The sequence below is a fragment of the Janthinobacterium sp. GW822-FHT07H10 genome (assembly GCF_058798675.1).
Map to the genome: position 1 here is coordinate 418,726 of NZ_JBXAKS010000003.1, position 26,241 is coordinate 444,966.

Annotated in this window: 26 protein-coding genes; 15 read left to right on the forward strand and 11 right to left on the reverse strand. The window is 64.3% G+C overall.

The window, feature by feature from the left end:
* The first annotated feature begins 79 nt into the window (after positions 1 to 79).
* Genes AC1RDJ_RS09650 through AC1RDJ_RS09660 form a run of 3 tightly spaced genes read left to right on the forward strand, consistent with a single transcriptional unit; the run spans position 80 to position 2,209 of the window.
* Positions 80 to 1,033: a LysR family transcriptional regulator gene (locus AC1RDJ_RS09650; RefSeq protein ID WP_289887902.1), complete on the forward strand. Its 954-nt coding sequence runs from the start codon at positions 80 to 82 to the stop codon at positions 1,031 to 1,033.
* 31 nt (positions 1,034 to 1,064) lie between these two features.
* Positions 1,065 to 1,541 carry a GNAT family N-acetyltransferase gene (locus AC1RDJ_RS09655; protein WP_071325845.1) on the forward strand — a complete coding sequence of 159 codons (477 nt, stop codon included), beginning with the start codon at positions 1,065 to 1,067 and terminating at the stop codon, positions 1,539 to 1,541.
* Entirely contained in the window at positions 1,538 to 2,209 is a 672-nt protein-coding gene (locus AC1RDJ_RS09660; protein ID WP_071325846.1) for a Dph6-related ATP pyrophosphatase, read from the forward strand. The genes AC1RDJ_RS09655 and AC1RDJ_RS09660 overlap by 4 nt, the downstream gene beginning before the upstream one ends.
* Before the next feature lie 68 nt (positions 2,210 to 2,277).
* Here the strand turns inward: AC1RDJ_RS09660 and AC1RDJ_RS09665 are convergent, their stop codons facing one another.
* Both AC1RDJ_RS09665 and AC1RDJ_RS09670 read right to left on the reverse strand, forming a co-directional pair.
* Positions 2,278 to 2,757 (reverse strand): FKBP-type peptidyl-prolyl cis-trans isomerase, encoded by a 480-nt coding sequence (locus AC1RDJ_RS09665; protein WP_071325847.1) that lies wholly within the window; start codon positions 2,755 to 2,757, stop codon positions 2,278 to 2,280.
* A gap of 156 nt (positions 2,758 to 2,913) precedes the next feature.
* Positions 2,914 to 4,791 (reverse strand): potassium transporter Kup, encoded by a 1,878-nt coding sequence (locus tag AC1RDJ_RS09670; RefSeq protein WP_071325848.1) that lies wholly within the window; start codon positions 4,789 to 4,791, stop codon positions 2,914 to 2,916.
* 237 nt (positions 4,792 to 5,028) lie between these two features.
* On the opposite strand from AC1RDJ_RS09670, the gene rarD reads away from it, so the two are divergent.
* Both rarD and ettA read left to right on the forward strand, forming a co-directional pair.
* A complete protein-coding gene (rarD, locus tag AC1RDJ_RS09675; RefSeq protein ID WP_071325849.1) occupies positions 5,029 to 5,913 on the forward strand; it encodes an EamA family transporter RarD in 885 nt (294 codons plus the stop codon).
* A gap of 96 nt (positions 5,914 to 6,009) precedes the next feature.
* The gene (gene ettA / locus AC1RDJ_RS09680; RefSeq protein WP_071325850.1) at positions 6,010 to 7,677 is read left to right on the forward strand and encodes an energy-dependent translational throttle protein EttA; all 1,668 of its coding nucleotides are present in this window, start codon (positions 6,010 to 6,012) and stop codon (positions 7,675 to 7,677) included.
* Positions 7,678 to 7,843: 166 nt separating this feature from the next.
* Here the strand turns inward: ettA and AC1RDJ_RS09685 are convergent, their stop codons facing one another.
* A complete protein-coding gene (locus AC1RDJ_RS09685; protein ID WP_071325851.1) occupies positions 7,844 to 8,425 on the reverse strand; it encodes a porin family protein in 582 nt (193 codons plus the stop codon).
* A gap of 225 nt (positions 8,426 to 8,650) precedes the next feature.
* Between AC1RDJ_RS09685 and AC1RDJ_RS09690 the strand changes: the two genes are divergently transcribed.
* Positions 8,651 to 9,232 (forward strand): putative pterin-binding protein, encoded by a 582-nt coding sequence (locus AC1RDJ_RS09690; protein WP_493027306.1) that lies wholly within the window; start codon positions 8,651 to 8,653, stop codon positions 9,230 to 9,232.
* 153 nt (positions 9,233 to 9,385) lie between these two features.
* Here AC1RDJ_RS09690 and AC1RDJ_RS09695 read toward each other — a convergent pair whose 3' ends face one another.
* Positions 9,386 to 9,748 (reverse strand): hypothetical protein, encoded by a 363-nt coding sequence (locus tag AC1RDJ_RS09695; RefSeq protein WP_071325853.1) that lies wholly within the window; start codon positions 9,746 to 9,748, stop codon positions 9,386 to 9,388.
* A 235-nt stretch (positions 9,749 to 9,983) separates the two neighbouring features.
* Here AC1RDJ_RS09695 and AC1RDJ_RS09700 point away from each other — a divergent pair, with 235 nt between their 5' ends.
* Positions 9,984 to 11,504, forward strand: a complete 1,521-nt coding sequence (locus tag AC1RDJ_RS09700) for a sensor domain-containing diguanylate cyclase (protein WP_232251000.1) — start codon at positions 9,984 to 9,986, stop codon at positions 11,502 to 11,504.
* Between the two features lies 1 nt (position 11,505).
* On the opposite strand, the gene AC1RDJ_RS09705 is transcribed toward AC1RDJ_RS09700, so the two are convergent.
* The 7 genes from AC1RDJ_RS09705 to AC1RDJ_RS09735 form a co-directional block, all read right to left on the reverse strand.
* Positions 11,506 to 12,360 (reverse strand): Rossmann-like and DUF2520 domain-containing protein, encoded by an 855-nt coding sequence (locus AC1RDJ_RS09705; protein WP_493027307.1) that lies wholly within the window; start codon positions 12,358 to 12,360, stop codon positions 11,506 to 11,508.
* 6 nt (positions 12,361 to 12,366) lie between these two features.
* Positions 12,367 to 12,954: a DUF924 family protein gene (locus tag AC1RDJ_RS09710; RefSeq protein ID WP_493027308.1), complete on the reverse strand. Its 588-nt coding sequence runs from the start codon at positions 12,952 to 12,954 to the stop codon at positions 12,367 to 12,369.
* A 17-nt stretch (positions 12,955 to 12,971) separates the two neighbouring features.
* Positions 12,972 to 13,712: an MgtC/SapB family protein gene (locus tag AC1RDJ_RS09715; RefSeq protein WP_071325857.1), complete on the reverse strand. Its 741-nt coding sequence runs from the start codon at positions 13,710 to 13,712 to the stop codon at positions 12,972 to 12,974.
* A 1-nt stretch (position 13,713) separates the two neighbouring features.
* Positions 13,714 to 13,962, reverse strand: coding sequence for a hypothetical protein (locus AC1RDJ_RS09720; RefSeq protein ID WP_071325858.1), 249 nt, complete (start codon positions 13,960 to 13,962; stop codon positions 13,714 to 13,716).
* Positions 13,962 to 15,773, reverse strand: a complete 1,812-nt coding sequence (locus AC1RDJ_RS09725; RefSeq protein WP_493027309.1) for an aminopeptidase P family protein — start codon at positions 15,771 to 15,773, stop codon at positions 13,962 to 13,964. Before AC1RDJ_RS09725 ends, AC1RDJ_RS09720 begins: the two co-directional genes overlap by 1 nt.
* A 92-nt stretch (positions 15,774 to 15,865) precedes the next feature.
* On the reverse strand, positions 15,866 to 16,558 hold the full coding sequence (locus tag AC1RDJ_RS09730) for a hypothetical protein (protein ID WP_493027310.1): 693 nt from the start codon (positions 16,556 to 16,558) through the stop codon (positions 15,866 to 15,868).
* On the reverse strand, positions 16,545 to 17,243 hold the full coding sequence (locus tag AC1RDJ_RS09735) for a Crp/Fnr family transcriptional regulator (protein ID WP_070218973.1): 699 nt from the start codon (positions 17,241 to 17,243) through the stop codon (positions 16,545 to 16,547). The genes AC1RDJ_RS09730 and AC1RDJ_RS09735 overlap by 14 nt, the downstream gene beginning before the upstream one ends.
* A gap of 180 nt (positions 17,244 to 17,423) precedes the next feature.
* Here AC1RDJ_RS09735 and AC1RDJ_RS09740 point away from each other — a divergent pair, with 180 nt between their 5' ends.
* The 8 genes from AC1RDJ_RS09740 to AC1RDJ_RS09775 all read left to right on the forward strand — a co-directional run bounded on the left by AC1RDJ_RS09740 (position 17,424) and on the right by AC1RDJ_RS09775 (position 26,227).
* Entirely contained in the window at positions 17,424 to 19,355 is a 1,932-nt protein-coding gene (locus tag AC1RDJ_RS09740) for an AMP-binding protein (protein ID WP_493027311.1), read from the forward strand.
* Positions 19,356 to 19,369: 14 nt separating this feature from the next.
* The gene (locus AC1RDJ_RS09745; RefSeq protein ID WP_071326766.1) at positions 19,370 to 20,185 is read left to right on the forward strand and encodes an ABC transporter ATP-binding protein; all 816 of its coding nucleotides are present in this window, start codon (positions 19,370 to 19,372) and stop codon (positions 20,183 to 20,185) included.
* A gap of 19 nt (positions 20,186 to 20,204) precedes the next feature.
* Complete coding sequence (locus AC1RDJ_RS09750; protein ID WP_198044010.1) at positions 20,205 to 21,101, forward strand: branched-chain amino acid ABC transporter permease; 897 nt, start codon at positions 20,205 to 20,207, stop codon at positions 21,099 to 21,101.
* Between the two features lie 83 nt (positions 21,102 to 21,184).
* Positions 21,185 to 22,243 (forward strand): branched-chain amino acid ABC transporter permease, encoded by a 1,059-nt coding sequence (locus AC1RDJ_RS09755; RefSeq protein WP_071325864.1) that lies wholly within the window; start codon positions 21,185 to 21,187, stop codon positions 22,241 to 22,243.
* Between the two features lie 64 nt (positions 22,244 to 22,307).
* On the forward strand, positions 22,308 to 23,627 hold the full coding sequence (locus AC1RDJ_RS09760) for an ABC transporter substrate-binding protein (RefSeq protein WP_071325865.1): 1,320 nt from the start codon (positions 22,308 to 22,310) through the stop codon (positions 23,625 to 23,627).
* A 126-nt stretch (positions 23,628 to 23,753) separates the two neighbouring features.
* Positions 23,754 to 24,599, forward strand: a complete 846-nt coding sequence (locus AC1RDJ_RS09765) for an ABC transporter ATP-binding protein (RefSeq protein ID WP_071325866.1) — start codon at positions 23,754 to 23,756, stop codon at positions 24,597 to 24,599.
* 15 nt (positions 24,600 to 24,614) lie between these two features.
* A complete protein-coding gene (locus AC1RDJ_RS09770) occupies positions 24,615 to 24,974 on the forward strand; it encodes an MmcQ/YjbR family DNA-binding protein (protein ID WP_071325867.1) in 360 nt (119 codons plus the stop codon).
* Positions 24,971 to 26,227, forward strand: coding sequence for a phenylacetate--CoA ligase family protein (locus AC1RDJ_RS09775; protein ID WP_071325868.1), 1,257 nt, complete (start codon positions 24,971 to 24,973; stop codon positions 26,225 to 26,227). Before AC1RDJ_RS09770 ends, AC1RDJ_RS09775 begins: the two co-directional genes overlap by 4 nt.
* The last annotated feature ends 14 nt before the right edge of the window (positions 26,228 to 26,241 follow it).

Below are 26,241 nucleotides of genomic sequence, written 5' to 3' on the forward strand. Positions count from 1 at the left end.
GGTGTGGCCTTTCTGTCGAGAGGTCACCAGCATATTGCCAATCAAAATATAAAAAAATGATCAATAATGCAGCGCACTGATGCGCAATACGACTGAATGGACGAAGGGGAGCGAGATGGATAAATTGCAGGCGATGCAACTGTTTCGCCGCGTGGCCGAGCTGGGCAGCTTTCGCCGCGCGGCCGACGAGCTGGACCTGTCGGCCTCGTATGTGAGCCGGCGCATCGGCCAGCTGGAGCAGGAGCTGGGCGGGCGCCTGATGACGCGCACCACGCGCCAGCTGGCCCTGACGGAAACGGGCGCCGCCTACCTCGAGCACTGCCGCAAGCTGCTCGACGAGCTGGCGCAGGCCGAGGACATGGTGGCCCATTCGACGGCGCACGTGACGGGCCGATTGCGCATCAATGCCCCGCTGTCGCTGGGCGTGGGCGAACTGGCCGAGGGCCTGGCCGATTTCATGGCCGACTGGCCCGCGCTGCGCCTCGACGTCGACCTGAAGGATGAATACGTGGACCTGGCGGCCGCCAACTACGACCTGGGGTTTCGCGTCACCACGGCGCTCACCGATTCGAGCTATGTGGCGCGCCACATCCACGACTACCGCCTGCATATCTGTTGCGCGCCGGCCTACCTGGAACGCCATGGCCCCCTGCTGGCGCCGACGGAACTGACGCGCCAGCGCTGCTTCATCTACAGCCACGCCCTGTTCGGCAACCGCTGGCCGCTGCGCCATGCGGGACCGCACAGCGACATCGAAGTGCCGAACTGGGTGCGCACGAATAACACGCTGTTCATGCGCAGCCTGATCCTGCGCGGCCTGGGCATCGGCATCCTGCCCACCTTTGTCTGCCGCGAAGCGCTGGCCAGCGGCGCCCTGGTCGAACTGTTCCCCGAAGTGGAACGCCCCAGCCTGGCGCTGTTCGCCATCTATCCGTCGCGCCAGCTCGTGGCGCCGCGCGTGACGCGCTGCATCGAGCACCTGAAGCAATGGTATGCGCAGCGCTATCCCACGCCGGAGGCGGGAAGCCGGTAAAATCACGGCCACGATAATTGAAGGATGACCCATGATCAGCTGGCAATGGACGACGTTCGACGCACTCGGCCCCCACGACTTGTACCAGGTGCTGGCCTTGCGCCAGCGCGTGTTCGTCATCGAGCAGCAGTGCATCTACCCGGACCTCGACGGGCATGACCAGCGGGCCATGCATCTGCTGGGCTGGCACGACGTCGATGGCCAGCCGGTGCTGGCCGCCTACCTACGCGTGCTGGCGCCGGGCGCCAAATACGTGGAAATGTCGCTGGGCCGCGTGCTGACGGCGCCCGAGGCGCGCAGCACGGGCGCCGGCAGGCAGCTGCTGGTCGAAGGCATCGCGCGCGCGGAACGCCAGCATCCCGGCCACGCCATCCGCATCGGCGCCCAGCACTACCTGGAGCGCTTCTACCAGTCGTTCGGCTTTGTCACCGTCAGCGCGCCATACGATGAAGACGGCATACAGCACGTCGACATGCTGCGCCCCGTGGCGCAGGACACGACGGCATGACGACGGCCCTCATCTCCTGGAGCGGCGGCAAGGATTCCTGCCTGGCCCTGTGGCGCGCGCGCAACAGCGGCATGGCCGTGCCGCTGTTCATCACGGCCATGGATGAAGATGGACGCAAGTCGCGCTCGCACGGCGTGCCGCCGGCGCTGCTCGAGGCGCAGGCGGCCAGCCTGGGCGCGCGCCTGCAGCGCTATCACGCCAGCTGGGCCAGTTATGAAGAAAAATTCATCGCCATGCTGCGCGCGGCAAAGGACGATGGCATCGCCCACGCCCTGTTTGGCGACATCGACCTGCAGCCGCACCGCGACTGGGAAGAAAAAGTCTGCGCCGCGGCCGGCTTGACGGCGCACCTGCCGCTATGGGGCGAAGAGCGGCGCGCGCTGGTCGACGAATTTCTCGCCGCCGGCTTCAAGGCCATCGTCGTCTGCATCAATGGCCAGCACCTGCCGCGCGAGTTTTGCGGGCGCGAGTTCGACGCCGCCTTCCTGGCCGACCTGCCGCCCGGCGTCGACGCCTGCGGCGAAAACGGCGAATTCCACACCTTCGTCTACGATGGCCCCGCCTTCAGCGCACCCGTGGCCCTGCGCCGCGCGCAGGTACTGCAGTATGACGCGCCGGCCAATCTGGGCGGCGCCACGTATTACTTCCAGGAACTGGCGCCGGCCTGAAGCGGGTCCCCAACGCAAAAGGGCGATTCCGTGGAATCGCCCTTCTCTGTCATGGCCCTGCGCGTGGCTTACTTGGCCTTCACCAAGTCCGTCAGCGTGACCTCGAACACCATGCCGGCGTAAGGCGGCACCACCAGCTCGCCCGCCTTGTTGCGGCTGCCGATGGCGCCATAGCCGAGGTCAGATGGAATCACCAGGCGGCGCGTGCCGCCCACCTGCATGCCGACGATGCCGCGCTCCCAGCCCTGGATCACCTTGCCCAGGCCGAGAACAAACGGGAAAGCGGCGCTACCTACGTTGGTATCGAACTGGGTCCCTTTGCTGTCCGGCTTGCTCGCGTCATACAGCCAGCCCGTATAAATCACCTGCAAGGTATCGCCCGCTGCCGCTGCCGCGCCGCTGCCTTTCACCAGATCGGGAAAGAGAAACTCTTTGACTTGCGTGTTCGGGTCAAGCACGACCGGCTTCTCGGTGTTGGCAGCGGCGCCACAGGCGGTCAGTGCCACGGCGCAAGCGAGGGTGGCGATCATTTGAAATACCGATTTCATGGTTTCCCTTTAAATATTGGAGTGTGACTGGCGCCCGTACGGTGCGGAGCGGTACGGGCTGGAGTTTAACAGGACTGGTGGGGCCCATTTGTAAGCAGACGTAAGCACGGCGGTTGATAGTGCGTCAATACAACATTGACGCACTAACCACATTCTCTAGATTTCCACCTGCGTACCGAGTTCGATCACGCGGTTGCTCGGGATCTGGTAGTAGTCGGCCGCCGTGCGCGCATTGCGCGACATGGTGACGAACAGATGCTCGCGCCACGGCATCATGCCGGCGCCCGGCGTGGAAATGATGGTCTGGCGGGCGATGAAGAACGACGTTTCCATCATTTCGAAGTCCAGCCCCTGCTCCGCGCACTGCGCCAGCGCGCCAGGAATGTCAGGCTCATCCTTGAAGCCGTAATGCACGTTGACCTGGTAGCACTGGTGTCCCAGGTCCACCACGCGCACGCGCTCGGACGGCGCCACCCACGGCTCCTCGTGCATGAAGACGGTGAGGAAGATGACGCGTTCATGCAAGACCTTGTTGTGCAGCAAGTTGTGCAACAGCGCATGCGGCACGCCATCCGTTTCGCCGCGCAGGAAGATGGCCGTGCCGGGCACGCGCAGCGGCGGCGCGATGAACAGCGACGAAAGGAAATCGTCGAGCGGAATCGCGTGCTTTTCCAGGTTCTGGAACACCAGCTGGCGGCCCCGCTTCCAGGTCAGCATGACGATGAAGAGGATCGAGCCCAGCAGCAGCGGGAACCAGCCGCCGTGGAACAGCTTCAGCGCCGTCGCCGCCACCAGGTTGACGTCGATGATGAGGAAAAAGCCCGTGGCGGCCCAGCACAGCGCCAGATTCATCTTCCAGCGGTAGCGGATGACGAAGAAGGTCAGGATGGTGGTCGACAGCATGGTGGCCGTGACGGCGATGCCGTAGGCGGCGGCCAGGTTTTCCGACGAGCCGAAGCCGACCACGGCCAGCAGCACGACGAACAGCTGCAGCCAGTTCACGGCGGGAATGTAGATCTGGCCAATTTCGCTTTCCGACGTGTGGCGCACGCGCATGCGCGGCAGGAAGCCCAGCGCGATGGCTTGCTTGGTCATCGAGAAGGTGCCGGAAATGGTCGCCTGCGACGCGATCACGGTGGCCATGGTCGACAGAATCACCAGCGGATACACGCTCCAGGCGCCCAGCTGCTGGTAAAACGGATTCGTCACGGCTTCCGGGTGCGCCAGCAGCAGGCCGCCCTGGCCCAGGTAATTCAGGCTCAGGGCCGGGAAGGCGATCAGGAACCAGGCCATGCGGATCGGCTTCTTGCCGAAGTGGCCCATGTCCGCATACAGCGCCTCGGCGCCCGTCAGCGCCAGCACCACGGCGCCCAGCGCGACAAACGCGACGAAACCGTTATCGAGCAGGAAGCTGGCCGCGTACATGGGGTTGAGGGCGGCCAGGATGGCCGGCGACTTGATGATGTTGACCACGCCCATGCCGGCCAGCGCGGCAAACCACAGCACCATGATGGGCGCGAAATAGCGGCCGATGCCGGCCGTGCCGTGCGACTGCACCGAATACAGGGCCACCAGCACCACGATTGTCAGCGGCACGACATAGGAACTCAGGGCCGGCGTGGCCACTTCCAGGCCCTCGATCGCCGACAGCACGGAAATGGCGGGCGTGATCACGCTGTCGCCATAGAACAGGGTGGCGCCGAAGACGCCGATCACCATCAACGGAAAGTGCCAGCGCGACACCTTGCTGACGGACGACAGCACCAGCGCCATCAGCGCCATGATGCCGCCCTCGCCGCGGTTGTCGGCGCGCAGCACCAGGGTCACGTACTTGAGCGAGACGATCAGGGTCAGGCCCCAGAAGATCAGCGAGATGATGCCCAGCAGGTTGTTGTGCGTCAATGCCAGGCCGTGCGCCGGATCAAACACGGTTTTCAGGGTGTACAGCGGACTGGTGCCGATATCGCCGTAGACAATGCCGACGGCGGCCAAGGTCAAGCCGGCCAGGCCGCTTTTTTTATGTTGCGACGTCAAGATTGCACCCGTTTTTGTTTTGTTGCATCGCACAATATGATAGGTATTAGCAAATAGCAAGAGTATTTTTGCATGGTTCCGGGCTGCCCCAAGGTCGTTGTTTTATACCGCTGCGCCTGGTCGGGCGGGCTGGCGGCCGTTGATTTGTTGCCATTCTACGCCTCGCCAGCGGCGCCGGGCAGCCCCAGGTAATTTCAGCGATAATGACAGACTGTCTACTCTGAAGCGAACGCCATCATGAATCCTGGCATGCTGTACGCCTCCCTCGCCTTCCTGTGCTGGGGCCTGTTCCCCCTGTATTTCCATGCCATCGACGACATCGCGCCGCAGGAAATCCTCGCCAACCGCATGGTCTGGTCGCTGCTGTTCCTCGGCGTGGTGCTGACCGTGCGCCGCCAGTGGAGCTGGCTGGGCAGCCTGCGCGGCCAGCCGAAGGTGGTGGCCGGCTTCGTCGCCAGCGCCTTCCTGTTGTCGGCCAACTGGTTCATCTATATCTGGGCCGTCAACAATGGCCATGTGGTCGATGCCAGTCTCGGCTACTTCATCACGCCGCTGATCAATGTCATGCTGGGTTTCCTGCTGCTGCACGAGCGCCTGCGCCGCCTGCAGTGGCTGGCCATCGCCCTGGCCGCCTGCGGCGTGGCCTGGCTCACCTGGCAGGCGGGCCAGGTGCCGTGGATCGCCCTGCTGCTGGCCGCCACCTTTGGCGGCTATGGCTTGCTGCGCAAGACGGCGTCGCTGGGCGCGCTGGAAGGCTTGTCGTTCGAAACCCTGATTTTGTTCCCGCTGGCGCTGGCCTACATGCTGTGGCTGGCGTGGCATGGCCAGAGCGGCTTCGTCAATACGGATTCGTCCGCCACGCGCGCCCTGCTGCTGGCGTCCGGCCCCATCACGGCCATTCCCCTGCTGCTGTTCGCCGCCGGCGCGCGGCGCCTGCCGCTGGCCGTGCTGGGCTTGCTGCAATACATCGCCCCCACGGGCCAGCTGCTGATCGGCGTGTGGGTCTTCCACGAAGCGTTCACCCCGGAGCGCATGCTGGGCTTCCTCGTCATCTGGACGGCGCTGGCCCTGTATGCGGCCGAGGGCCTGTGGACGGCCCGCCGCGCGCGCAGCGCCGCCTAGTCTTGCCCCGGCGCCCGTTTCCGCAGCGCGCAGCGCTGGCCGGAAGCGGGCGTTTACCGTATCCTGTCCGTCTTTGTATATCACCCGAGATTTCTAATGGCAAATTACGTCTACACCATGAATCGCGTGGGCAAAATCGTCCCGCCCAAGCGCCAGATTCTGAAAGATATTTCCCTCTCCTTCTTCCCAGGCGCGAAGATCGGCGTGCTGGGCCTGAACGGCTCCGGTAAATCGACGCTGCTGAAGATCATGGCAGGCATCGACACCGACATCCAGGGCGAAGCCGTGCCCATGCCGGGCCTGAACATCGGCTACCTGCCGCAGGAACCGCAGCTGGACCCGGAAAAGACCGTGCGCCAGGAAGTCGAATCGGGCCTGGGCGAAGTATTTGAAGCGCAAGCCAAGCTGGAAGCCGTGTACGCCGCGTACGCCGAGGAAGACGCCGATTTCGACGCCCTGGCCACGGAACAGGCGCGCCTGGAAGCGATCATTTCGACGTCCGACGGCGGCAATCTGAACCTGCAGCTGGAAATGGCCGCCGACGCGCTGCGCCTGCCGCCATGGGATGCCAAGGTCGGCGTGCTGTCCGGCGGTGAAAAACGCCGCGTGGCGCTGTGCAAGCTGCTGCTGTCGAAACCGGACATGCTGCTGCTCGACGAACCGACCAACCATCTGGATGCGGAATCGGTCGACTGGCTGGAACAATTCCTGCTGCGCTTCCCGGGTACCGTCGTGGCCATCACCCATGACCGCTACTTCCTCGACAACGCGGCAGAGTGGATCCTGGAGCTGGACCGTGGCAGCGGCATTCCATGGAAGGGCAATTACTCGACCTGGCTGGAGCAGAAGCAGGCCCGCCTGAAGCAGGAAGAGTCGACGGAATCGGCGCGCCAGAAGGCGCTGCAGAAGGAATTGGAATGGTCGCGCCAGAACCCGAAAGCGCGCCAGGCCAAGTCGAAGGCCCGCCTGGCCCGCTTCAACGAGCTGTCCGAGCACGAATACCAGAAACGCAACGAAACGCAGGAAATCTTTATTCCCGTGGCCGAACGCCTGGGCAATGACGTCATCGAGTTCAAGAACGTGTCTAAAGCGTTTGGCGACCGCCTGCTGATCGATAACCTGAGCTTTACCGTGCCGCCAGGCGCCATCGTCGGCATCATCGGCCCCAACGGCGCCGGTAAATCGACCCTGTTCAAGATGATCACCGGCAAGGAAACACCGGACAGCGGCGAAGTGGCCATCGGCCAGACGGCGCGCGTTTCCATCGTCGACCAGAACCGCGATTCGCTGGCCGACAACAAGTCCGTATTCGAGGACGTCTCCGGCGGCGCCGACATGCTGACCGTGGGCCGCTTCGAAATGCCGTCGCGCGCCTACCTGGGCCGCTTCAACTTCAAGGGCTCGGACCAGCAGAAACTCGTGGGCAACCTGTCCGGCGGCGAACGCGGCCGTCTGCACCTGGCCAAGACGTTGTTGATGGGCGGCAACGTCCTGCTGCTCGATGAACCGTCGAACGATCTGGACGTGGAAACCTTGCGCGCGCTGGAAGATGCTCTGCTGGAATTTGCCGGCAGCGTGATGGTCATCTCGCATGATCGCTGGTTCCTCGACCGTATCGCCACGCACATCCTGGCCTTCGAAGGCAACTCGCAGGTCACCTTCTTTGACGGTAACTATCAAGAGTACGAAGCCGACAAGAAGAAACGCCTGGGCGAAGAAGGCGCGAAACCAAAACGCATCCGCTACAAGCCTTTGACGACCTAAGTTTTACGTCTGGCCATGCAAAAAGGCAGTCACCTCGCGGTAACTGCCTTTTTTTTCAGCACAGTTCTTAAAACCGTAGCCAGCGACAACGAGTTCTAGCCGAGAAACGCAACTGTGCCGAGGCACAGTGCGCATCGCAGACCAAATCGCGCGGCGCAGCCGGTTTTTAGAAATTGTAGCGGGCGCCCAGTGCCAGGCCCGTAGCCTTGCGGCCCTGGTCGGCGCTCTTGCCGAAGTGTTCCACTTCCGCCGTCAGCGAGACTTTCTCGTTGATCGCGTACTGCGCACCGACGGAAGCGTACACGCCCGTCTTGTCATTGCCGCTGATGCCGGTCGACAGGCCGGTGCCGCTCAGGCTATTCTTGACCTTGGCCACGCCCAGCTTGCCGAACACGCCAACCTTGTCCGTCACGGGCATGGTGGCCTTGCCGGCCAGGTAGTAGCCGTGCGAATCGCTCTTCACCTTGCCATTGCCGGCGCTGGTGACATAGCTGTAATCCTTGCTGCCGAAATCGGCGTAGCCGCCCTCGATCGCCCAGGTTTTATCGAAATCGTAACCGGCGAAGACCTTGGCACCGGCCTTGTAGCCGCTGTGATTATCGGCGCTGGTGGCGCCAGGAATATCGAAGTTATAACGGTTGCCCGTGATGCCGGCACCCACATAGGCGCCTTCGGCGTGCGCGGCGCTCATGCCGGTCAGTGCGGTAACGGAAGCGATCATTGCAAACAGGATTTTCTTTTTCATCATGTTCTCTCTTTCAATTAGTGAATGGTGCCTGAATTCGCAGTTCAGCGAAGTGCGATGCATACACAATAACAGCCGAAAAAAGCTACGTCTTTCTCCATTCCGTAAGAACTGTGACAAGATGTAAGCCGACATTCCAAACTGACAATAACGACAAAATGCGCCCCGTTGAGCGAACTTAAGCTAGACTTAAGAGAACAATTGAATTCCAACGAAGAGGAGAGGTGCATGCACAAACGCCAGTTTCTCGCCGCCGCCCTGGCTGCCACCGCCCTGCCCGCCATTGGCTGGGCGGCCCCCGCCGGCCCGCGTGGTCCGGCCCTGCTGACCGTGACGGGCAGCATCGACAAGCCGAACCGGGGTCCGTTCGACGCCGTGCGCGACCAGATGATGCACAAGCAAAAAATCAGCTTTGAGCGGGCGCGGGCGTTCGACTTCGCGGCGCTGGCGAACTTGCCGGCACGCACCATCCATCCCACGCTGGAATATGACGGCAAGGGACACGCCCTGCGCGGACCGCTACTGGTCGAGGTATTGAAGGCGGCCGGTGCGCCCGAGGAAGAGTCCGTGCGCCTGCTGCTGCGCGGCGTCGATGGCTATGCGGCGGCGCTGACCATGGCACAGGCGCGCGCGCAGCGTTTTATTGTCGCCACCCACCTCGACGGGCAGCCGATGGCGCTCGGCGGCCTGGGGCCGCTGTGGGCCATCCACGATGCGGACCGCATCGCGGCCGTGGCGGCCCTGCCCCTGGCCGAACGTTTCGCCAGTTGCCCGTGGGCCCTGTATCACATCGGTGTGGAAACGGCTTGATCTATCTACAACGCCAGGCAAGGCCGTCGCGAGCGGCAGTGAGGCCCGGCGCCCCCGCCGGCCCGAGAAGCGGCGCCGTGCGAATGCGCGCGGCCGCCGAAGCAGCGCATCGGCGGCCACAAATCACGACGCGCGGCCGGTGTTGACAGGCGTTTAGGCGTAGGCTTCGGCCATCGACATGACGCGCGGCGCGATGGCGATGCCATGCTCCTCGAACAGGGCCGTGATGGCCGCCAGGTTGTGCGTGCACTCGTCCGTCTTCCAGCCCTTGAAGATGTCCGTGCCATCCTTCTGGAAATGCAGATCGAGCACCTTGCCCTGGTCCTTGTGCAGGTAAGGCGAACTATAGGTGTTTTCGTAGCCGAGCGCCTTCAGTTGTCCCAGCAAGGCATGCGGTGGATTGTCGGGGTCGGTGGCGAGGAACACGCCGAAGGTCTTGCCTGGCGGCTTGGCGGCGATATCGACTTCATAAATGCCGGGGGCCTTGCTGACGGACGTACTCTTTAAAAATAACATGCAACACTCCCTGCGCGTGGTGCCCTGCGCCGGAAACGGGCGGCAGGACAGGGGCGGTGCGCGATGATTCCCCTCATCAAATCTTATTGCCAATTTGCATCTTTGTCGACAAATCGGCACTTTTATTTGGTAAATCGTGGTTATCTTGTCGCGCCACCCGCTGTAAATTGCCAATAAATCTAGTTATCATTGCGCCAATACTCGGCCTGCTGCATACTTTTGGCTTGCGTCAAGATTGCCCCCCGGCCCTATCGTCTGGGCCAAGATCCGCGCGCCCCTGGCCTGCCCCATACCCGTCTCCATGCGCCTTCTGTCGATCAAGTACCGCCTGCTGCTGCTCCTGACCCTGATTCTGGGGGCGGGCTTCCTGGCCACCAGCCTGGCCAGCTACCTGGCGTCGCGCGAGGCCATCGAACACGGCATCGCCGACCAGACCCTGCCCTTGACGGGCGACAATATCTATTCCGAAATCCAGAAAGACATGCTGCGCCCCGTCTTCATCTCCTCGCTGATGGCGCACGACACCTTCGTGCGCGACTGGATACTTGCCGGCGAACGCGATCCGGCGCAGATCGTGCGCTACCTGGCCGAAGTCAAGAGGAAGTACGGCGCCATCACCAGCTTTCTCGTCTCCGACAAGAGCAGCAAATACTATTACGCCGAAGGCACCCTGAAATCCGTCAGCCCGCAGGCGACGCGCGACATCTGGTACTACCGCGTGCGCGCCATGGACAAGAGCGACTATGAAACGAATGTCGACGTCGACATGGCCAACCGCGACAGCATGACCATCTTCATCAACCACCGCGTGTATGACTACCATGGCCAGTTCATCGGCGCCACCGGCATCGGCCTGACCCTGGCCACCATGAGCCACATCATCGACCGCTACCAGGCGCGCTTCCACCGCAATATCTATTTTGTCGATGGCAGCGGCAACCTGGTCCTGGCGGGCAAGAGCATGCGCGACGGCCACGGCAATATCCGCAACCTGCCCGGCATCAGCGCCATCGCCGGCCAGATCATCAACCACCAGAGCGCGCCGACACACCTGTCCTACCAGCTGGGGCGCGCGGAAATCCTCGTCAACTCGCGCTTCATCCCCGAACTGGGCTGGTACCTGGTGGTCGAGCAGAATGTCAGCGACGAGGTCAGGTCGCTGCAGCGCGTGTTCATCCTGAACCTGGCCATCAGCTTTGGCGTCACCCTGCTGGTACTGGTCCTGACCTTGCTGACGGTGAACCGCTACCAGCGCCGCATCGAGCGCATCGCTTCCACCGACGCGCTGACCGGCTTGCTGAACCGCCAGTCGCTGGAATTGCTGTTCCAGCGCGCCATGCTCCTGTCCAGGCGCCAGGCGCAGCCGATGTCGGCCATCCTCTTCGACATCGATTTCTTCAAGCGCGTCAACGATACCCACGGCCACCTGTGGGGCGACAAGGTCATTCGCGGCGTGGCCGACGTAGCGCGCGCCACCGTGCGCGAAAGCGACGTCATCACGCGCTGGGGCGGCGAAGAATACCTGGTACTGCTGAACAATTGCAGCCTGGCGCAGGCGCTGGAAGTGGCGGAAAACCTGCGTACCGCCGTCGAACGCCACGATTTCGGCATGCCGGCGCCGCACGTGCCCGTGACGATCAGCCTGGGCGTGGCCGAATACCGGCTGGACGAAAGCGAATCGGCCTTCTTTTCACGCGCCGACAGCGCCCTGTACCAGGCAAAACAGCATGGACGCAATGGCGTCCATGCGAGTTGAGTCAGTCGCCGATTGACTGCGCGCGCTTGCGCCGGGCCAGCGCCTGCGTGGGCGCCACCAGAGACCGGTACAACTCGCCCGTGGCGGCATCCCATTGCTGCACCGCCTGCTGCTGGCGCGCCACGGTCGCCAGGTCGCCGCGCGCGATGGGGCCGCTGAGCGCGGGGGCCGCGCCCAGGCGGAACACATTCGCCACCGCTTCCGTCACCAGGGGCTGCGCCAGTTCGCGCGCCACGGCTTCGGGGATGCCGGCCGCCTGGTAGGCGCGCAGGGCGGCATCGAGCACCGTCACCAGGTAATTGCTGGCAAACACGGCGGCGGCGTGGTACAGGGTCTTGGCGGCCGGATCGATGGGCACGGGACGCGCGCCGATGGCGATCAGGGCCGGCGTCAGGAAGGCCAGCGCCAGCGCATCGCCCTCCACGCCACAGAATGTGCCGTCAAACGTGGCGGCCACCTGTTGCGGGTCGGCAAAGCTGCGGATCGGGTGGGCGCTGGCCACCGATGCACCGGCCTGCGTGGCCGCCAGCAGCACGTTCGAGGCCAGCGCGCCGCTGCAGTGAAACACGATGGCGCCCGCCTGGCGTCCCTCGGCCACCAGCGCCGCGCAGGCCGCGCCGATCTGGTCGTCGGAGACAGCCAGCAGCGTGACATCGGCATGCCGCAAGGCCGCATAGCGGTCGACGGGCGTGCCGGCGCCGATGAAATCGACGGCCGATTGCGCCGACGCCATCGAGCGCGTCAGCACGTCCTGCACCAGGATGTTTCCGCCATGCGTGCCGTCCACGCCGGCGAACAGGCGGCCCAGCACGCGGCCCACGTGGCCGGCGCCGATGATATTGAGGGTCACATTCATGGCTGCCTAGAAGCTGGAACCGGGCTGGCGCAGGAATGCCACCTCCGGCGGCGTGGACGCGCGCCCGAGGATGGCGTTACGGTGCGGGAAGCGGCCAAAGCGGGCGATCACCTCCTGGTGGCGCGCGGCATAATCGAGCATGCCGTCAAAACCCGGCTGCGCCTGCGACAGCAGCTGGAACAGTTCGACGGCGCGCGCCTGCATGGCCAGGTCTTCCGCATGCTCGAACGGCAGATACACAAAGGCGCGCAGCATCGGCGCCAGTTGCCGGTCAAGCCCCTGCTCCGTCATCGACACGGCCAGCGCCAGCGCCTGGGGGTCGCCGGCAAACGCGCGCGGCGTGCCGCGGTAGACATTGCGCGTCAACTGGTCGAGCACGATGAGGCGCGCCAGCGCGCCGTGCGGCGTCGCTTCCCAGTCGCGCAGGCCGCCATCGATGGCGGCATCGATCAGCGCGCCGAAGCGGTCGCGTATCTGCGCATCGAAGCCGTCATCCTTGCGGAACCATGCCGCGCGCGCCTGGCCGTAGCCGGGCTCGTCCGGTGGCAAAAACCAGAAATCGAGTACTGCCTGCGCCTGCGTATCCATGCTCATCCTTGTCAACGTGCAACCTAGTTGCGGGCATGCGACAGCTGGAAGCCGGCGATGCCCTCGAAAGCGGCCAGTTCGGCCGACATGGCGGACAGGCTGGCGCCCGTGTTCTTGCCATGCGCGATGGCGACGAAGCGCCACTCCTGCATGCCGTCGGTGCTGCCGATGGTCAGCGAGCCGCCGGCGATATCGTAACCGCGCTTGGCGGCCATGCGCCGCAGCGCATCCTCGCGCGGAATGAAGTCGCGCTTGAAGCGCATGGTGATGGCCACGGCGTGGCGCGACGGCAGCCAGTTTTCCAGTTTCGACAGGAAAATCATCGCCATCGCGCACAGGAAGGCCAGCCCCATGGCCGACAGATAAAAGCCGATGCCGACCATGATGCCGATCACGGACGAGGCCCAGATCGAGGCGGCCGTCGTCAGGCCGCTGATGTTGAAGCCCTCGCGCATGATGACGCCGGCGCCGAGGAAACCCACGCCCGTGACGATGCCCTGGATGACGCGCGTCGGATCGCTGCCGACGATGGCGCCATGGCCGCCGTACCAGAACTCGGGGTAGCCGCCCAGCACCGTCAGCGCTGCCGAGGCCATGCAGACGAGGCTGTAAGTGCGCATGCCGGCCGCGCGGCCGTGATACGAGCGCTCGTAGCCCACCAGCAAACCCAGCAGCAGCGCGCCCAGCATGTTCAGCAGGATCACGCCATTCGTCGCCAGCTCGGCCGGCGACCAGTAGGCGCGCAGGAAGTCGATGGTTGGCATGCTAAGGTTTTTTTGTCAGCTGCTTTTCAAACGCCACATCGAGCTTGCTGACGCGGCGCGCCTTTTGCGGCCCCAGGCCATTGACGAAGGCGACAAAGGCGTCGAGTTCCAGCGGCGGGCACAGAGGCGGCAAGCCGGGGCCCTCCGTGAGGAAGAACAGTTCGTCACCGGTGCGCGCCATCGTGTACAGGCGGTTGCCGCTGCGTTCCTTGAGCCGCTCGATGGCGGAGGTGGCACGGGTCGAGCGCATCAGATGGCTCCCGTGCGCTGTTCCAGCCACGCCAGCGCGTCACCGGACAACAGCGGCGACAGACGCGCGCGCACGGTGGCGTGGTAGTCGTTCAGCCAGGCCGCCTCGTCGTCGCGCAGCAGCGCACGTTCCACGCAGCGCGTGTCGATCGGGCACAGGGTCAATGTTTCGAAGCACAGGAATTCGCCGAACGGCGTCGTCCCCGCGGCTACGTTGAGCACCAGGTTCTCGATGCGGATGCCCCACTGGCCGGGGCGGTAGATGCCCGGCTCGACGGAGGTGATCATGCCCGGCTCCATGGCCGTCTGCGGCTCCGGCATGGCGGACTGGGAAATCGATTGCGGCCCCTCGTGCACGTTGAGGAAGAAGCCCACGCCATGGCCCGTGCCGTGGCCGAAGTCGATGCCCTCGGCCCACAGCGGCGCGCGGGCAATGGCGTCGAGCATCGGCGACTTCACGCCGCGCGGGAACTGCGCGCGCGACAGGGCGATCATGCTGCGCAAGACCAGCGTGAAATCGCGCTTGTGCTCTGCCGTGATGCTGCCGACAGGGACCACGCGCGTGATGTCCGTGGTACCGCCCAGGTACTGACCGCCCGAGTCGATCAGCAGCAAGCCGTCGCCCTCGATGGTGGCGGCCGAATCCGCATGGGCGTGGTAATGCATGATGGCGCCATGCGCATTGAAGCCGGCGATGGTGCCGAAACTGGGGCTGACGAAATGCGCGCGGCGCGCGCGGGCGGCCGTCAGGTGCTCGTCGACGCCGATTTCCGTCAATGGCGCGCGCTGCGGGTCTGCCAGGGTGGCATCGAGCCAGCTGAAAAACTCGCACAGGGCGGCGCCATCGTGCTCCATGGCGGCGCGCACGTGGGCTGCCTCGGCGTCCGTCTTGCGCGACTTGGCGAACGTGGTGGGATTGATGGCTTCCACCACGCGCACCGATCCGGGCACGGCCTGGCGCGTGCCGAACGTGATGCGGCGCGGGTCGAGCAACAGGGTGGCGCTGGCGGGCAAGGCGGCCAGCGCGGCTCCCGCGCGGTCATACGCGGCCACGTCCACGCCCTGTGCTTCCAGGCTGGCGCGCAGGGCCGCCGGCAGCTTGCCGTCGGCGACGAACAGGGTGGCGCGTTCCGGCCCCACCAGCGCGTGGGCGAGGAAGACGGGGTTGTAGTTCACGTCGGCGCCGCGCAGGTTGAACAGGTAGGCGATATCGTCCAGCGTGGAAATCACGTGATGGCTGGCGCCGTGCGCGGCCATGCTGGCGCGCAGGGCCGCCAGTTTTTCCGTGCGCGACAGCGATGGATAGGCCGCCGCATGTTCATACACGGGCGCGGTGGGCATGGCCGGACGCTCCGGCCACACGGCTTGCAGCAGGTCGGTATCGGTGCGCAGGGTCACGCGCGCGCCCAGCGCCTGTTGCAGCAGGCGCGCATTGGCCAGGCCCAGCACGGCGCCATCGACGGCCACCGTCTGCCCCGGCAGCATGGTCTCGCCCAGCCAGTCGATATACAGCACGCTGGCGCCGGACGGGATTTTCTTCAGGACGATGCCGCTGCCGGCCAGTTCCGTCTCCGCCTGCTCCCAATAGCGGCCATCGGTCCACACGCCGGCAAACTCCTGCGTGACGACCAGGGTGCCGACGGACCCCGTAAAGCCCGACAGCCACTCGCGGCCCTGCCAGCGGGCCGGCAGGTACTCGGACAAATGCGGGTCGGCCGACGGCACGATGCAGGCGTCGATGTTCTGCGCGCGCATGGCGCCGCGCAGTTGCGACAAACGGGAGGCGGGAGTGGCTTGGTCAGGTGTCTGCATGGGGACGAAAAGAGCGGTGCTGGGAAGCGCCTATGATACCCCGATTAGCCCGGGCAAGGCACTGCGCATGGCGAGCGCCTTCCCGGCCCTGGCTATGCGCGTCTGGCCAGGGCTTTTTCCGCCGGCTTCAGATTGCGCTCAAGTTTTTTGCGTATGCCCGCGTGACGCACCTGCGCCAGCGCCGTGCGCAGGGCTTCCACGCTTGCCGGCGTGGGGATGGTTTCCACGCCATGGCCCAGGGCCATGGCCAGCGACTGCGATGGCGCGCTCCTGGCCGTGCCGGGCGCCACGCACGCCTGCGGCAGCAAGGTGGCGATGACGGGCGCAAACCAGCCCTCATCGCGGTAGGACGCCACACGCGCGGCGCGCGCCAGCACGCCGGAATCGGCCGTGGCAAAGGCCGCGTCGGCGACATATGGCAGCTGGCCGGCATGGATGGCGTCGAGGTGCCGCGCCGCTCCCTCCAGGATGGCGCGCGAAAACTCCGCATACGCGACGTCTTCGGCCAGCACTTGCGCGGGATCCGTGTCGCCGATGTCGTCGCGGCTCCAGTGTCCGCTGTGCGGCGAGCGGGCCAGCGCCAGCAGCGAGGCATCGCACAGCTGCGGCAGCAAGGCCAGTTCGCGCAGGGTCAGCGGCATCGGCAGCAGGGCATGGCGCGCCCGCATGGCCGCGTCCAGCCGCGCCAGCGCCTTGGCGCCGGCCAGGCGCGCCTGCAGGAACGACTGGTAGTGCTGCTCGGTCAGGCGCTTCATTTCGTCCATCGACACATCACTCTCCATCATCGGCCTCGTAGCGGCGCAAGCCTTCCAGGTCCAGCACGCGGATGCCGCCGTAATCGAGGCGCAACAAGCCTTTCTTTTCCAGCACCTGCAAGGCCTGGTTGGCGCGCTGGCGCGAGGAGCCGGACAACAGGCCGATCTCTTCCTGCGACAGCTGCACCAGCGTTTCCACGCCCGGGTACAGGTGCGAATTGAACATCGACGCCAGGCAGCGCGCCACGCGCGTGTTCAGGTCGAGCAGGCGCTCGTTTTCCACCATGCCGATGAACTGTCCCAGGCGCTCGTTCAGCTGCATCAGCAGGAAGCGCGTAAATGGCAGGCTTGTTTCCAGCAGCCAGTGGAAGGTGGCGCCGGGCAGGCGCGCCACGCGCGTGTCGCGCAGGGCCATGGTGTCGTATTTGCGGATCTCGTTTTTCAGCAGCGAACCTTCGCCGAACCAGCTGCCGGGCGGCACGCCGATGAAGGTCATGGCCTTGCCGGAAGCGGAAAAATTATTCATCTTGACCATGCCGCTGATGACGCCGATCCAGTTGTCCACCGGTTCGCCCTTGCGGCACACAAAGCCGCCTTTCGGCACGAAGGTTTCAAACACATCCGCCTCGACCCGGGCCATTTGCACGGGATCGAGCAGCTGCGCCCAGTTGGCCGCGCGCACGGCATCCTTGAGGCTGATATCAGGATTGGTCATTGTGCGATGCACCATCGAAAAGTGGGTAAATGTCCCCGAAAAGACAACTTGGCAAACTAACGCAAGCTACTATCATTGCACAAACGCCTTACACATAAAAAACACAGAGCGCCATCCAACGAGGTGGGGCCTGAGACAAGCAACAGGGAGACACTGGTGCAAACGCATACCACAGCAACAATGCCGACTTTTCCGCGGCGCTTATTGCAACACGGGACGGTACGATCCGACAAGCCCGCATTTCGCGAAAAACACCTGGGCATCTGGCAAACCTGGACCTGGCTGGAAGTCAACGACGAGGTGCGCGCACTGGCCTGCGGCCTGGCCGCCATCGGCTTCCAGCGCGGCATGAACCTGGCCATCATCGGCGACAACCGTCCCCGCCTCTACTGGGCCATGCTGGCCGCGCAGAGCCTGGGCGGCGTACCGGTGCCACTGTATCAGGACGCGCCGGCCGCCGACATGGCCTACGTGCTGCAGGATGCGGAAATCCGCTACGCCATCGTCGAAGACCAGGAGCAGGTCGACAAGCTGCTCGAACTCCAGGCACTGTATCCGCACGTCGCCCACATCGCCTACGACGATGAACGGGGCATGCGCCACTACCGCCAGCCCGAACTCATTTCCTTTGCCGGCCTGCAGGCGCTGGGCCGGGTCTACGACCGCGAACATCCGGGCTTTTACGAGGCATCCGTGGAGGCAGGCCGTGGCAGCGACTCGGCCGTCATCCTGTACACCTCGGGCACCACCGGCAAGCCCAAGGGCGTATGCCAGAGCCACACGGCGCTGCTGGCCGCCGGCGAAGGCGGCGTGGCCTTCGACCAGCTTACCGACAACGAAGACATCCTGTCCTACCTGCCCATGGCCTGGGTCGGCGACTGCCTGTTCTCGCTGGCGCAGGCCATGGTGGCCGGCTTCACCGTCAACTGCCCCGAATCGGGCGACACGGTGATGATCGACATGCGCGAAATCGGCCCCACCTGCTATTTCGCGCCGCCGCGCGTGTTCGAGAACATGCTCACCAGCGTGATGATACGCATGGAGGATGCGAGCGCCATCAAGCGCCGCATGTTCAGCCATTTCATGGACGTGGCCAAGCGCTGCGGCGCGCAGATTTTGGATGGCAAGCCAGTCTCGCTGGCCGACCGCCTCAGCTATCAACTGGGCGACATCCTCGTCTACGGCCCCCTGAAAAACGTGCTGGGACTGACGCGCGTGCGCGTCGCCTACACGGCCGGCGCCGCCATCGGCCCCGACCTGTTCCGCTTCTACCGCTCGATCGGCGTCAACCTCAAGCAATTGTACGGTTCCACCGAAACCTGCGCCTATGTATGCTTGCAACCGGACGGCAATATCAAGTTCGACAGCGTCGGCCTGCCGGCGCCGGGCGTGGAAGTGAAACTGGCGCACAACGGCGAAGTGCTGGTCAAGTCGCAGGCGACCATGAGCGGCTACTTCAAGCGCCCCGACGCGACGAGCGAAGTGATTGACGCGGACGGCTATTTCCACACGGGCGACGCGGGCGTCTTCGACAGCGAAGGCCACCTGAAAATCATCGACCGCGCGGCCGACGTGGGCAAGATGAACTGCGGCGCCATCTTCGCGCCGAACTACATCGAAAACAAGCTCAAGTTCTTCCCCTTCATCAAGGAAGTGGTGGCCTTCGGCCATGCGCGCGACCAGGTCTGCGCCTTCATCAACATCGACATCGAAGCTGTCGGCAACTGGTCCGAGCGGCGCGGCATCGCCTATTCCGGCTACACCGACCTGGCGGCCCGCGCCGAGACGTATGGCCTGATCCGCGACTGCATCGAGCAAGTCAACGCCGAACTGGCGGCCGACCCGCTGATGGACCGCACCCAGGTGCACCGCTTCCTGGTGCTGCACAAGGAACTCGATCCGGACGACGACGAGCTGACCCGCACGCGCAAGGTGCGCCGCAAATTCATCGCCGAAAAGTACGCGGTGCTGATCTCTGCCCTGTATGAGGGCAAGGCGACGCAATACATCGAGACCCAGGTGAAATTCGAGGATGGCCGCACCGGTTCGACCAGCGCCGACCTGCAGATCTGGGACAGCAAAACGTATCCGGCCCTGGGCGCGGCCGCATGATGGAGCACAGCACGATGCAAATGAACGAACCCGATGTCCATTTCGGCACGGCCCGCAAGACCGGCCCCGTGATCCTGGACCTGAAGAATATCTCGCTGTCGTTCGGCGGCGTGAAGGCGCTGACCGATATTTCCTTCGATGTCAGGCAGCATGAAATCCGCGCCATCATCGGCCCGAACGGCGCCGGCAAAAGCTCGATGCTCAACGTGATCAACGGCGTGTACCGCCCGCAGCAGGGCGAGATCATCTACCGCGGCGAACACCGGCGCGGCATGGATTGCTACCAGGCCGCCAAGTCCGGCATCGCGCGCACCTTCCAGAACATCGCCCTGTTCAAGGGCATGACGGTGCTCGACAACATCATGACGGGACGTAACCTGAAGATGAAGTCGAACTTCCTGCTGCAGGCCCTGTACTGGGGACCGGCGCGGCGCGAGGAAATCGAGCACCGCAAGAAGGCCGAGGAAATCATCGACTTCCTGGAAATCCAGGCGATCCGCAAGACGCCCGTGGGACGATTGCCGTACGGCCTGCAAAAGCGCGTGGAACTGGGCCGCGCGCTGGTGGCCGAGCCGGAAATCCTGCTGCTCGATGAACCGATGGCCGGCATGAACGTGGAAGAAAAACAGGACATGTGCCGCTTCATCCTCGACGTCAACGACCAGCTGGGCACGACCATCGTGCTGATCGAGCACGACATGGGCGTGGTGATGGATATCTCCGACCGCGTGGTGGTGCTCGACTACGGCAAGAAGATCGGCGACGGCACGCCCGACGAGGTGCGCAGCAACCAGGATGTCATCAACGCCTATCTCGGCGTGGCGCACTAGACGAGGAATAGCCATGAATATCAATTTTTTCTTTGAAGTGCTGATCGGCGGCCTGCTGTCGGGCGTCATGTACGCACTGGTGGCGATCGGCTTCGTCCTGATCTACAAGGCCTCGGGAGTGTTCAACTTCGCGCAGGGCGCGATGGTGTTCTTTGCCGCCCTCACCTGCGTCGGCATCATGGACAAGTTCGGCCTGTCGCTGTGGCTGGCCATCCCGCTGACGATGGTGACCATGATAGCGCTGGGCATGGCGATCGAACGGGTGGTCCTGCGCCCGCTCGTCAACCAGCCCGAAATCACGCTGTTCATGGCCACCATCGGCCTGACCTTCTTCATCGAAGGCCTGGCGCAGCTGATGTGGGGCTCGCAGGTGCACAAGCTGGACCTGCCGATCGAGGACGTGCCGATGCAGTTCCTGATGGACCACTTCGACATCAACATCTCGCAGTTCGACATGGTGGCGGCCGCCGTCTGCGCGCTGCTGGTCATTTGCCTGGCCCTGCTGTTTTCGAAGACCAAGGTGGGCCGCGCCCTGCGCGCCGTCGCCGACGACCACCAGGCGGCGCTGGCCGTGGGCATCCCGCTGCAGCGCATCTGGGCCGTCGTGTGGGGCGTGGCGGGCCTGGTGGCCCTGGTGGCAGGCTTGCTGTGGGGCGCCCGCAACGGCGTGCAGTTCGCCCTCACCTTCGTCGCCCTGAAGGCGCTGCCGGTGCTGATCCTCGGCGGCTTTACCTCGGTGCCGGGCGCCATCGTCGGCGGCCTGATCATCGGCGCCTCGGAAAAGCTGGCCGAAGTCTACATCGGCCCCATGGTCGGCGGCGGCATCGAAGGCTGGTTCCCGTATGTGCTGGCCCTGCTGTTCCTGCTGGTGCGTCCGGAAGGCCTGTTCGGCGAGAAGATCATCCGGCGAATATAACGCCACCGTAACAGCATCGTAGGTCGGGTTAGCGCATGGCGCGTAACCCGACAACAGCCAAAACAGCCAGCAAAGGACACGCCATGATTTACCGTGAAGCAGGACAATTCAAGACCAGCTACCAGGCCGACAACCAGATCTTCCCGATCCGGCAAGACCGCCTGGCACTGACGGCCACGCTGCTCGCCGCCGTCTTCCTCCTGCCGTATTTCGCCACGCCCTACATCCTGTCGGCGATCATGATCCCCTTCCTGATCTTCGCCCTGGCCGCGCTGGGCCTGAACATCCTGACCGGCTACGCGGGCCAGCTGTCGCTGGGCACGGCCGCCTTCATGGCCGTCGGCGCCTTCGCCTCGTACAACTTCATGGCGCGCCTGCCGGGACTGCCGCTGCTGGTGTCGTTCATCCTGGGCGGCCTGTGCGCGGCCATGGTCGGCATCGCCTTCGGCCTGCCTTCGCTGCGCATCCGCGGCTTTTACCTGGCCGCTTCGACGCTGGCGACGCAGTTCTTCGTCGTCTGGTGCCTGACCAAGATCCCCTACCTGACGAACTACAGCTCGTCGGGCGTGATCACGGTGCAGAAAATGACCATCCTCGGCTACCAGTTCGACACGCCGCAGAGCAAATACATCCTGGTGCTGGCCATCGTCGCCGTCATGGCCCTGCTGGCCAAGAACATGATCCGCTCGAACGTGGGACGCTCGTGGATGGCCGTGCGCGACATGGACATGGCGGCCGAGGTGATCGGTTTCCGCCTGATGCGCACCAAGCTGCTGGCGTTTGCCGTCAGCTCCTTCTATTGCGGCGTGGCCGGCGCCCTGTATGCGTATGCCTACCTGGGCACGGTGGAGCCGGAAGCGTACAACCTGGACCTGTCCTTCCGCATCCTGTTCATGATCATCATCGGCGGCGTCGGTTCCATCCTCGGCTCCTTCCTCGGCGCGGCCTTCATCGTGCTGCTGCCCGTGTTCCTGAACATCGTCGCCCACGGCCTGTCGCTGCCCACCAGCGTGGCCTCGAACCTGGAACTGATGGTGTTCGGCGCGCTGATCATCTTCTTCCTGATCGTCGAGCCGCACGGCCTGGCCAGGCTGTGGCAGATCGCGAAAGAGAAACTGCGCCTTTGGCCCTTCCCGCATTAAAAATTTGTACCTTGCAGTCCGATGTCGGTTCACTTGAATACCAAATAAAACAAGAGGAGACACAATGAAACACATCAAATCGCTCATGCTGGCCACCGCCATCGCCAGTGCCGCACTCACCATCGCCGGCAGCGCCCAAGCACAGGCGAAGGAACAGTACATCGCCCTGCCGTCCTATCGCGTGGGTCCGTACGCGGCCGGCGGTTCGGGCTTCTACGGCGGCATCATCGACTACTTCAACCTGGTCAACCAGGCCGGTGGCGTGAATGGCGTCAAGATCAGCTGGGAAGAATGCGAGACCGAATACAACCCTTCGCGCGGCGTCGAGTGCTATGAGCGCCTGAAAACCAAGCAGGGCGGCGCGACCCTGGTGGAAACCCTGTCCACCGGCGTCGCCTACGGCATCCTCGACCGCGTGGCGCAGGACAAGATCCCCATGACCATGATCGGCTACGGCCGCTCGGACGCCGCCAACGGCAAGGTCTTCCCCTACGTGTATCCGCTGATCTCGAGCTACTGGAGCCAGGCGGCCGCCATGATCAAGTATCTGGGCGACAAGGATGGCGGCATGGACAAGCTGAAAGGCAAGAAGATCGTCCACCTGTACCACGATTCGGCCTTCGGCAAGGAACCGCTGCCCGTGCTGGAAGCGCTGTCCAAGCAGTACGGCTTCGAGCTGATCAAGATTCCCGTCGCGCCGCCGGGCAGCGAACAGCAATCGCAATGGCTGCAGATCCGCCAGGCCAAGCCTGACCACGTGATCCTGTGGGGCTGGGGCGTGATGAATTCCGTCGCCATCAAGACGGCGCAGCGCAACGGCTTCCCGCGCGACAAGATGCTGGGCGTGTGGTGGGCCGGTTCCGAGGAAGACACGATTCCATCAGGCGACGCGGCCAAGGGCTACACGGCGATGAGCTTCAATACGCCGGGCAACTATCCCGTGCTCGACGATATCCGCAAGAAGCTGTACGCCAGCGGCAAGGGCAACCTGGCCGACCAGGCGCGCATCGGCTCCGTCTACCACATGCGCGGCGTGACGGCCGGCATCCTGTGGGTGGAAGCGATCCGCGTGGCGCAGGAAAAATTCGGCAAGGGCAAGCCCATCACGGGCGAACAGATGCGCTGGGGCCTGGAAAACCTGAACGTCGACGATGCGCGCCAGAAGGCCGTCGGCGCGCTGGGCATGTTCCCCACCGTGAAAACCAGCTGCGACGACCATGAAGGCTCGGGCGCCGTGAAGGTGCAGCAGTGGGATGGCAAGAAGTGGACCGCCATCACGCCGAAATGGATCGTCGGCGACAAGGCCCTGGTGCGCAAGCTGGTCGAGGAATCGTCGGCCAAGTATGCGGAAGAGAAGAAGATCACGCCCGCTTGCATGAAGTAAGCGGCTTTCGGGGTGGTGTCGGATTGCGCGCAGGGCGCTCATCCGACCTACCGAGATACATCGTAGGTCGGATCAGGCCGCAGGCCGTAATCCGACAAGCCAACACCCTATGAAAACGAAGCAGCCATGATACCCACTGCCACGCAAGCCCCGGTCAAGGCGGACGCGCCGCCGCCCTACCTGTCGGTCAACAATATCGAAGTCATCTACGACCACGTGATCCTCGTCTTGAAGGGCGTGTCGTTGCAAGTGCCGCAAGGCAAGATCGTCGCGCTCCTGGGCGCGAACGGCGCCGGCAAGTCGACCACCCTGAAAACCATCTCGACCCTGCTGCGCGGCGAGCGCGGCGACGTCACCAAGGGCGAAGTCCAGTTCAAGGGCGAGCGCGTGGACCAGTTGACGCCGAACGAACTGGTCAAGCGCGGCCTGTCGCAGGTGATGGAAGGGCGCCACTGTTTCGGCCACCTGACGATCGAGGAAAACCTGCTGACGGGCGCCTACACGCGCAGCCTGTCGCGCGGCGAGCTGAAGGACGCGCTGGAAAAGGTCTACCACTACTTCCCGCGCCTGAAAACCCGCCGCAGCAGCCAGGCCGGCTATACCTCGGGCGGCGAACAGCAGATGTGCGCCATCGGCCGCGCGCTGATGGCCAAGCCGTCGATGATTTTGCTCGACGAGCCATCGATGGGCATCGCGCCGCAGATCGTCGAAGAGATCTTCGGCATCGTCAAGGACCTGAACCACAAGGAAAACGTCTCCTTCCTGCTGGCCGAGCAAAACACCAACGTGGCCCTGCGCTACGCCGACTTCGGCTACATCCTGGAAAACGGCCGCGTCGTGATGGAGGGCCAGGCGCAGGAACTGGCCAGCAACGAGGACGTCAAGGAGTTTTACCTGGGCGTGTCCAGCGCCGGGCGCAAGAGCTTCCGCGACATGAAGTTCTACCGCCGCCGCAAGCGCTGGCTGGCCTGACGCAGGAGGGACGGCATGGACCTGGAACGGGCGAAGCGGGTCTGCCGCGGCTTTCCCGGCGCGACAGAAGACATCAAATGGAGCAACGTGCTGGCGTTTTCCGTCGGTGGCAGGCTGTTCGCGCTGTGCGGCGCGGAAGCGCACAGCACGCGCGGCATGAGCTTCAAGGTCGATGCCGAACGCTTCCTGGAATTGACGGACCGCCCCGGCATTCGCCCGGCGCCGTACCTGGCGCGGGCCAAATGGGTGCATATCGCCAGCCCCGATGCGCTCGACGACGCCGAAATGGCCGCCCTGCTGCATCGCTCTTACAGCCTGATTTTTGCCAGGCTGACGAAAAAACTGCAACGTGACATTGGAGAATCCGCAACATGACCGATACGCTCGACAGTCTGGAGGCACGCGCCCCCGAAGCACGCGAACGCGAATTGATGGCCGGCCTGCCGCAGCTGATCGCGCGCGCGCAAAAGGCGCCGGGCTGGGCCCGCATTCTCGACGGCGTCAATGCAGCCGACATCACCAGCCGCGCCGCGCTGGCGCAGCTGCCCGTGACGCGCAAATCCGACCTCAAGCAGCTGCAGCACGGCGCGCTGCCCTTCGGCGGCCTGAACACGACGCCCAAGAACGCCCTGTCGCGCGTGTTCGTCTCGCCCGGCCCCATCTTCGATCCGGAAGGCCGGGGGCCCGACTGGTGGCGCTTCGCGCGGCCCATGTACGCGGCCGGCGTGCGCGCCGGCGGCTTGCTGCAGAATTGTTTTTCCTACCATTTCACGCCGGCCGCCTTCATGGTCGAAGGGGGCGCCGCGCGCATCGGCTGCACCGTCATCCCGGCCGGCATCGGCCAGACGGAAATGCAGGTGCAGGCGATGGCTGACCTCAAGCCCGACACGTATATCGGCACGCCGTCGTTTTTAAAACTGATCATCGAGAAGGCGCGCGAGATGGGCGCCGACATCAGCAGCGTCAGGAATGCCGTGATGGGCGCCGAAGCGCTGCCCGAATCCTTGCGCAGCTGGTTCGCCGCCAACGGCGTGCCGCACGTGTTCCAGACCTACGCCTCGGCCGATATCGGCAGCATCGCCTATGAAACGGCCAGCAACGGCAAGCTCAATCCGGGCATGGTCATCGACGAGAACGTACTGCTGGAAATCGTCCATCCGGGCAGCGGCATCCCCGTCGCCCCCGGCGAAGTGGGCGAAGTGGTGGTCACCGTCTTCAACGCCGACTACCCGCTGATCCGCTTCGCCACGGGCGACCTGTCGGCCGTGCTGACGGACGCCCCCGCTTCGCCGTGCGGCCGCACGAATACGCGCATCAAGGGCTGGATGGGGCGCGCCGACCAGACCACCAAGGTGCGCGCCATGTTCGTGCACCCATCGCAGGTGCACGAAATCGCGCGCCGCCACCCGCAGATCAGGAAGGCGCGGCTGGTGGTGTCGGGGCGCATGGCCAACGACGAGATGACTTTGCATTGCGAAGTCGCCGATCCGCTTGACGCCAGCGGCGTGGAAGCCATCATCGGCTCGATCCGCGAACTGACCAAGCTGCGCGGCGACGTCGTGCTGGTGGCGCTGGGCAGCCTGGCGCAAGATGGCAAGGTCATCGACGATATCCGCGATTACAGTTAGTTCGCTGGCACGCT

Excerpts from the sequence above, each read along its gene's own strand:
- AC1RDJ_RS09650 (WP_289887902.1), top strand. The coding sequence starts at position 80 with ATGCGCAATACGACTGAATGGACGAAGGGGAGCGAGATGGATAAATTG.
- AC1RDJ_RS09655 (WP_071325845.1), top strand. The coding sequence starts at position 1,065 with ATGATCAGCTGGCAATGGACGACGTTCGACGCACTCGGCCCCCACGAC.
- AC1RDJ_RS09660 (WP_071325846.1), top strand. The coding sequence starts at position 1,538 with ATGACGACGGCCCTCATCTCCTGGAGCGGCGGCAAGGATTCCTGCCTG.
- AC1RDJ_RS09665 (WP_071325847.1), bottom strand. The coding sequence starts at position 2,757 with ATGAAATCGGTATTTCAAATGATCGCCACCCTCGCTTGCGCCGTGGCA.
- rarD (WP_071325849.1), top strand. The coding sequence starts at position 5,029 with ATGAATCCTGGCATGCTGTACGCCTCCCTCGCCTTCCTGTGCTGGGGC.
- ettA (WP_071325850.1), top strand. The coding sequence starts at position 6,010 with ATGGCAAATTACGTCTACACCATGAATCGCGTGGGCAAAATCGTCCCG.
- AC1RDJ_RS09685 (WP_071325851.1), bottom strand. The coding sequence starts at position 8,425 with ATGATGAAAAAGAAAATCCTGTTTGCAATGATCGCTTCCGTTACCGCA.
- AC1RDJ_RS09690 (WP_493027306.1), top strand. The coding sequence starts at position 8,651 with ATGCACAAACGCCAGTTTCTCGCCGCCGCCCTGGCTGCCACCGCCCTG.
- AC1RDJ_RS09695 (WP_071325853.1), bottom strand. The coding sequence starts at position 9,748 with ATGTTATTTTTAAAGAGTACGTCCGTCAGCAAGGCCCCCGGCATTTAT.
- AC1RDJ_RS09705 (WP_493027307.1), bottom strand. The coding sequence starts at position 12,360 with ATGAATGTGACCCTCAATATCATCGGCGCCGGCCACGTGGGCCGCGTG.
- AC1RDJ_RS09710 (WP_493027308.1), bottom strand. The coding sequence starts at position 12,954 with ATGAGCATGGATACGCAGGCGCAGGCAGTACTCGATTTCTGGTTTTTG.
- AC1RDJ_RS09715 (WP_071325857.1), bottom strand. The coding sequence starts at position 13,712 with ATGCCAACCATCGACTTCCTGCGCGCCTACTGGTCGCCGGCCGAGCTG.
- AC1RDJ_RS09720 (WP_071325858.1), bottom strand. The coding sequence starts at position 13,962 with ATGCGCTCGACCCGTGCCACCTCCGCCATCGAGCGGCTCAAGGAACGC.
- AC1RDJ_RS09725 (WP_493027309.1), bottom strand. The coding sequence starts at position 15,773 with ATGCAGACACCTGACCAAGCCACTCCCGCCTCCCGTTTGTCGCAACTG.
- AC1RDJ_RS09730 (WP_493027310.1), bottom strand. The coding sequence starts at position 16,558 with ATGATGGAGAGTGATGTGTCGATGGACGAAATGAAGCGCCTGACCGAG.
- AC1RDJ_RS09735 (WP_070218973.1), bottom strand. The coding sequence starts at position 17,243 with ATGACCAATCCTGATATCAGCCTCAAGGATGCCGTGCGCGCGGCCAAC.
- AC1RDJ_RS09740 (WP_493027311.1), top strand. The coding sequence starts at position 17,424 with ATGCCGACTTTTCCGCGGCGCTTATTGCAACACGGGACGGTACGATCC.
- AC1RDJ_RS09745 (WP_071326766.1), top strand. The coding sequence starts at position 19,370 with ATGCAAATGAACGAACCCGATGTCCATTTCGGCACGGCCCGCAAGACC.
- AC1RDJ_RS09755 (WP_071325864.1), top strand. The coding sequence starts at position 21,185 with ATGATTTACCGTGAAGCAGGACAATTCAAGACCAGCTACCAGGCCGAC.
- AC1RDJ_RS09760 (WP_071325865.1), top strand. The coding sequence starts at position 22,308 with ATGAAACACATCAAATCGCTCATGCTGGCCACCGCCATCGCCAGTGCC.
- AC1RDJ_RS09765 (WP_071325866.1), top strand. The coding sequence starts at position 23,754 with ATGATACCCACTGCCACGCAAGCCCCGGTCAAGGCGGACGCGCCGCCG.
- AC1RDJ_RS09770 (WP_071325867.1), top strand. The coding sequence starts at position 24,615 with ATGGACCTGGAACGGGCGAAGCGGGTCTGCCGCGGCTTTCCCGGCGCG.
- AC1RDJ_RS09775 (WP_071325868.1), top strand. The coding sequence starts at position 24,971 with ATGACCGATACGCTCGACAGTCTGGAGGCACGCGCCCCCGAAGCACGC.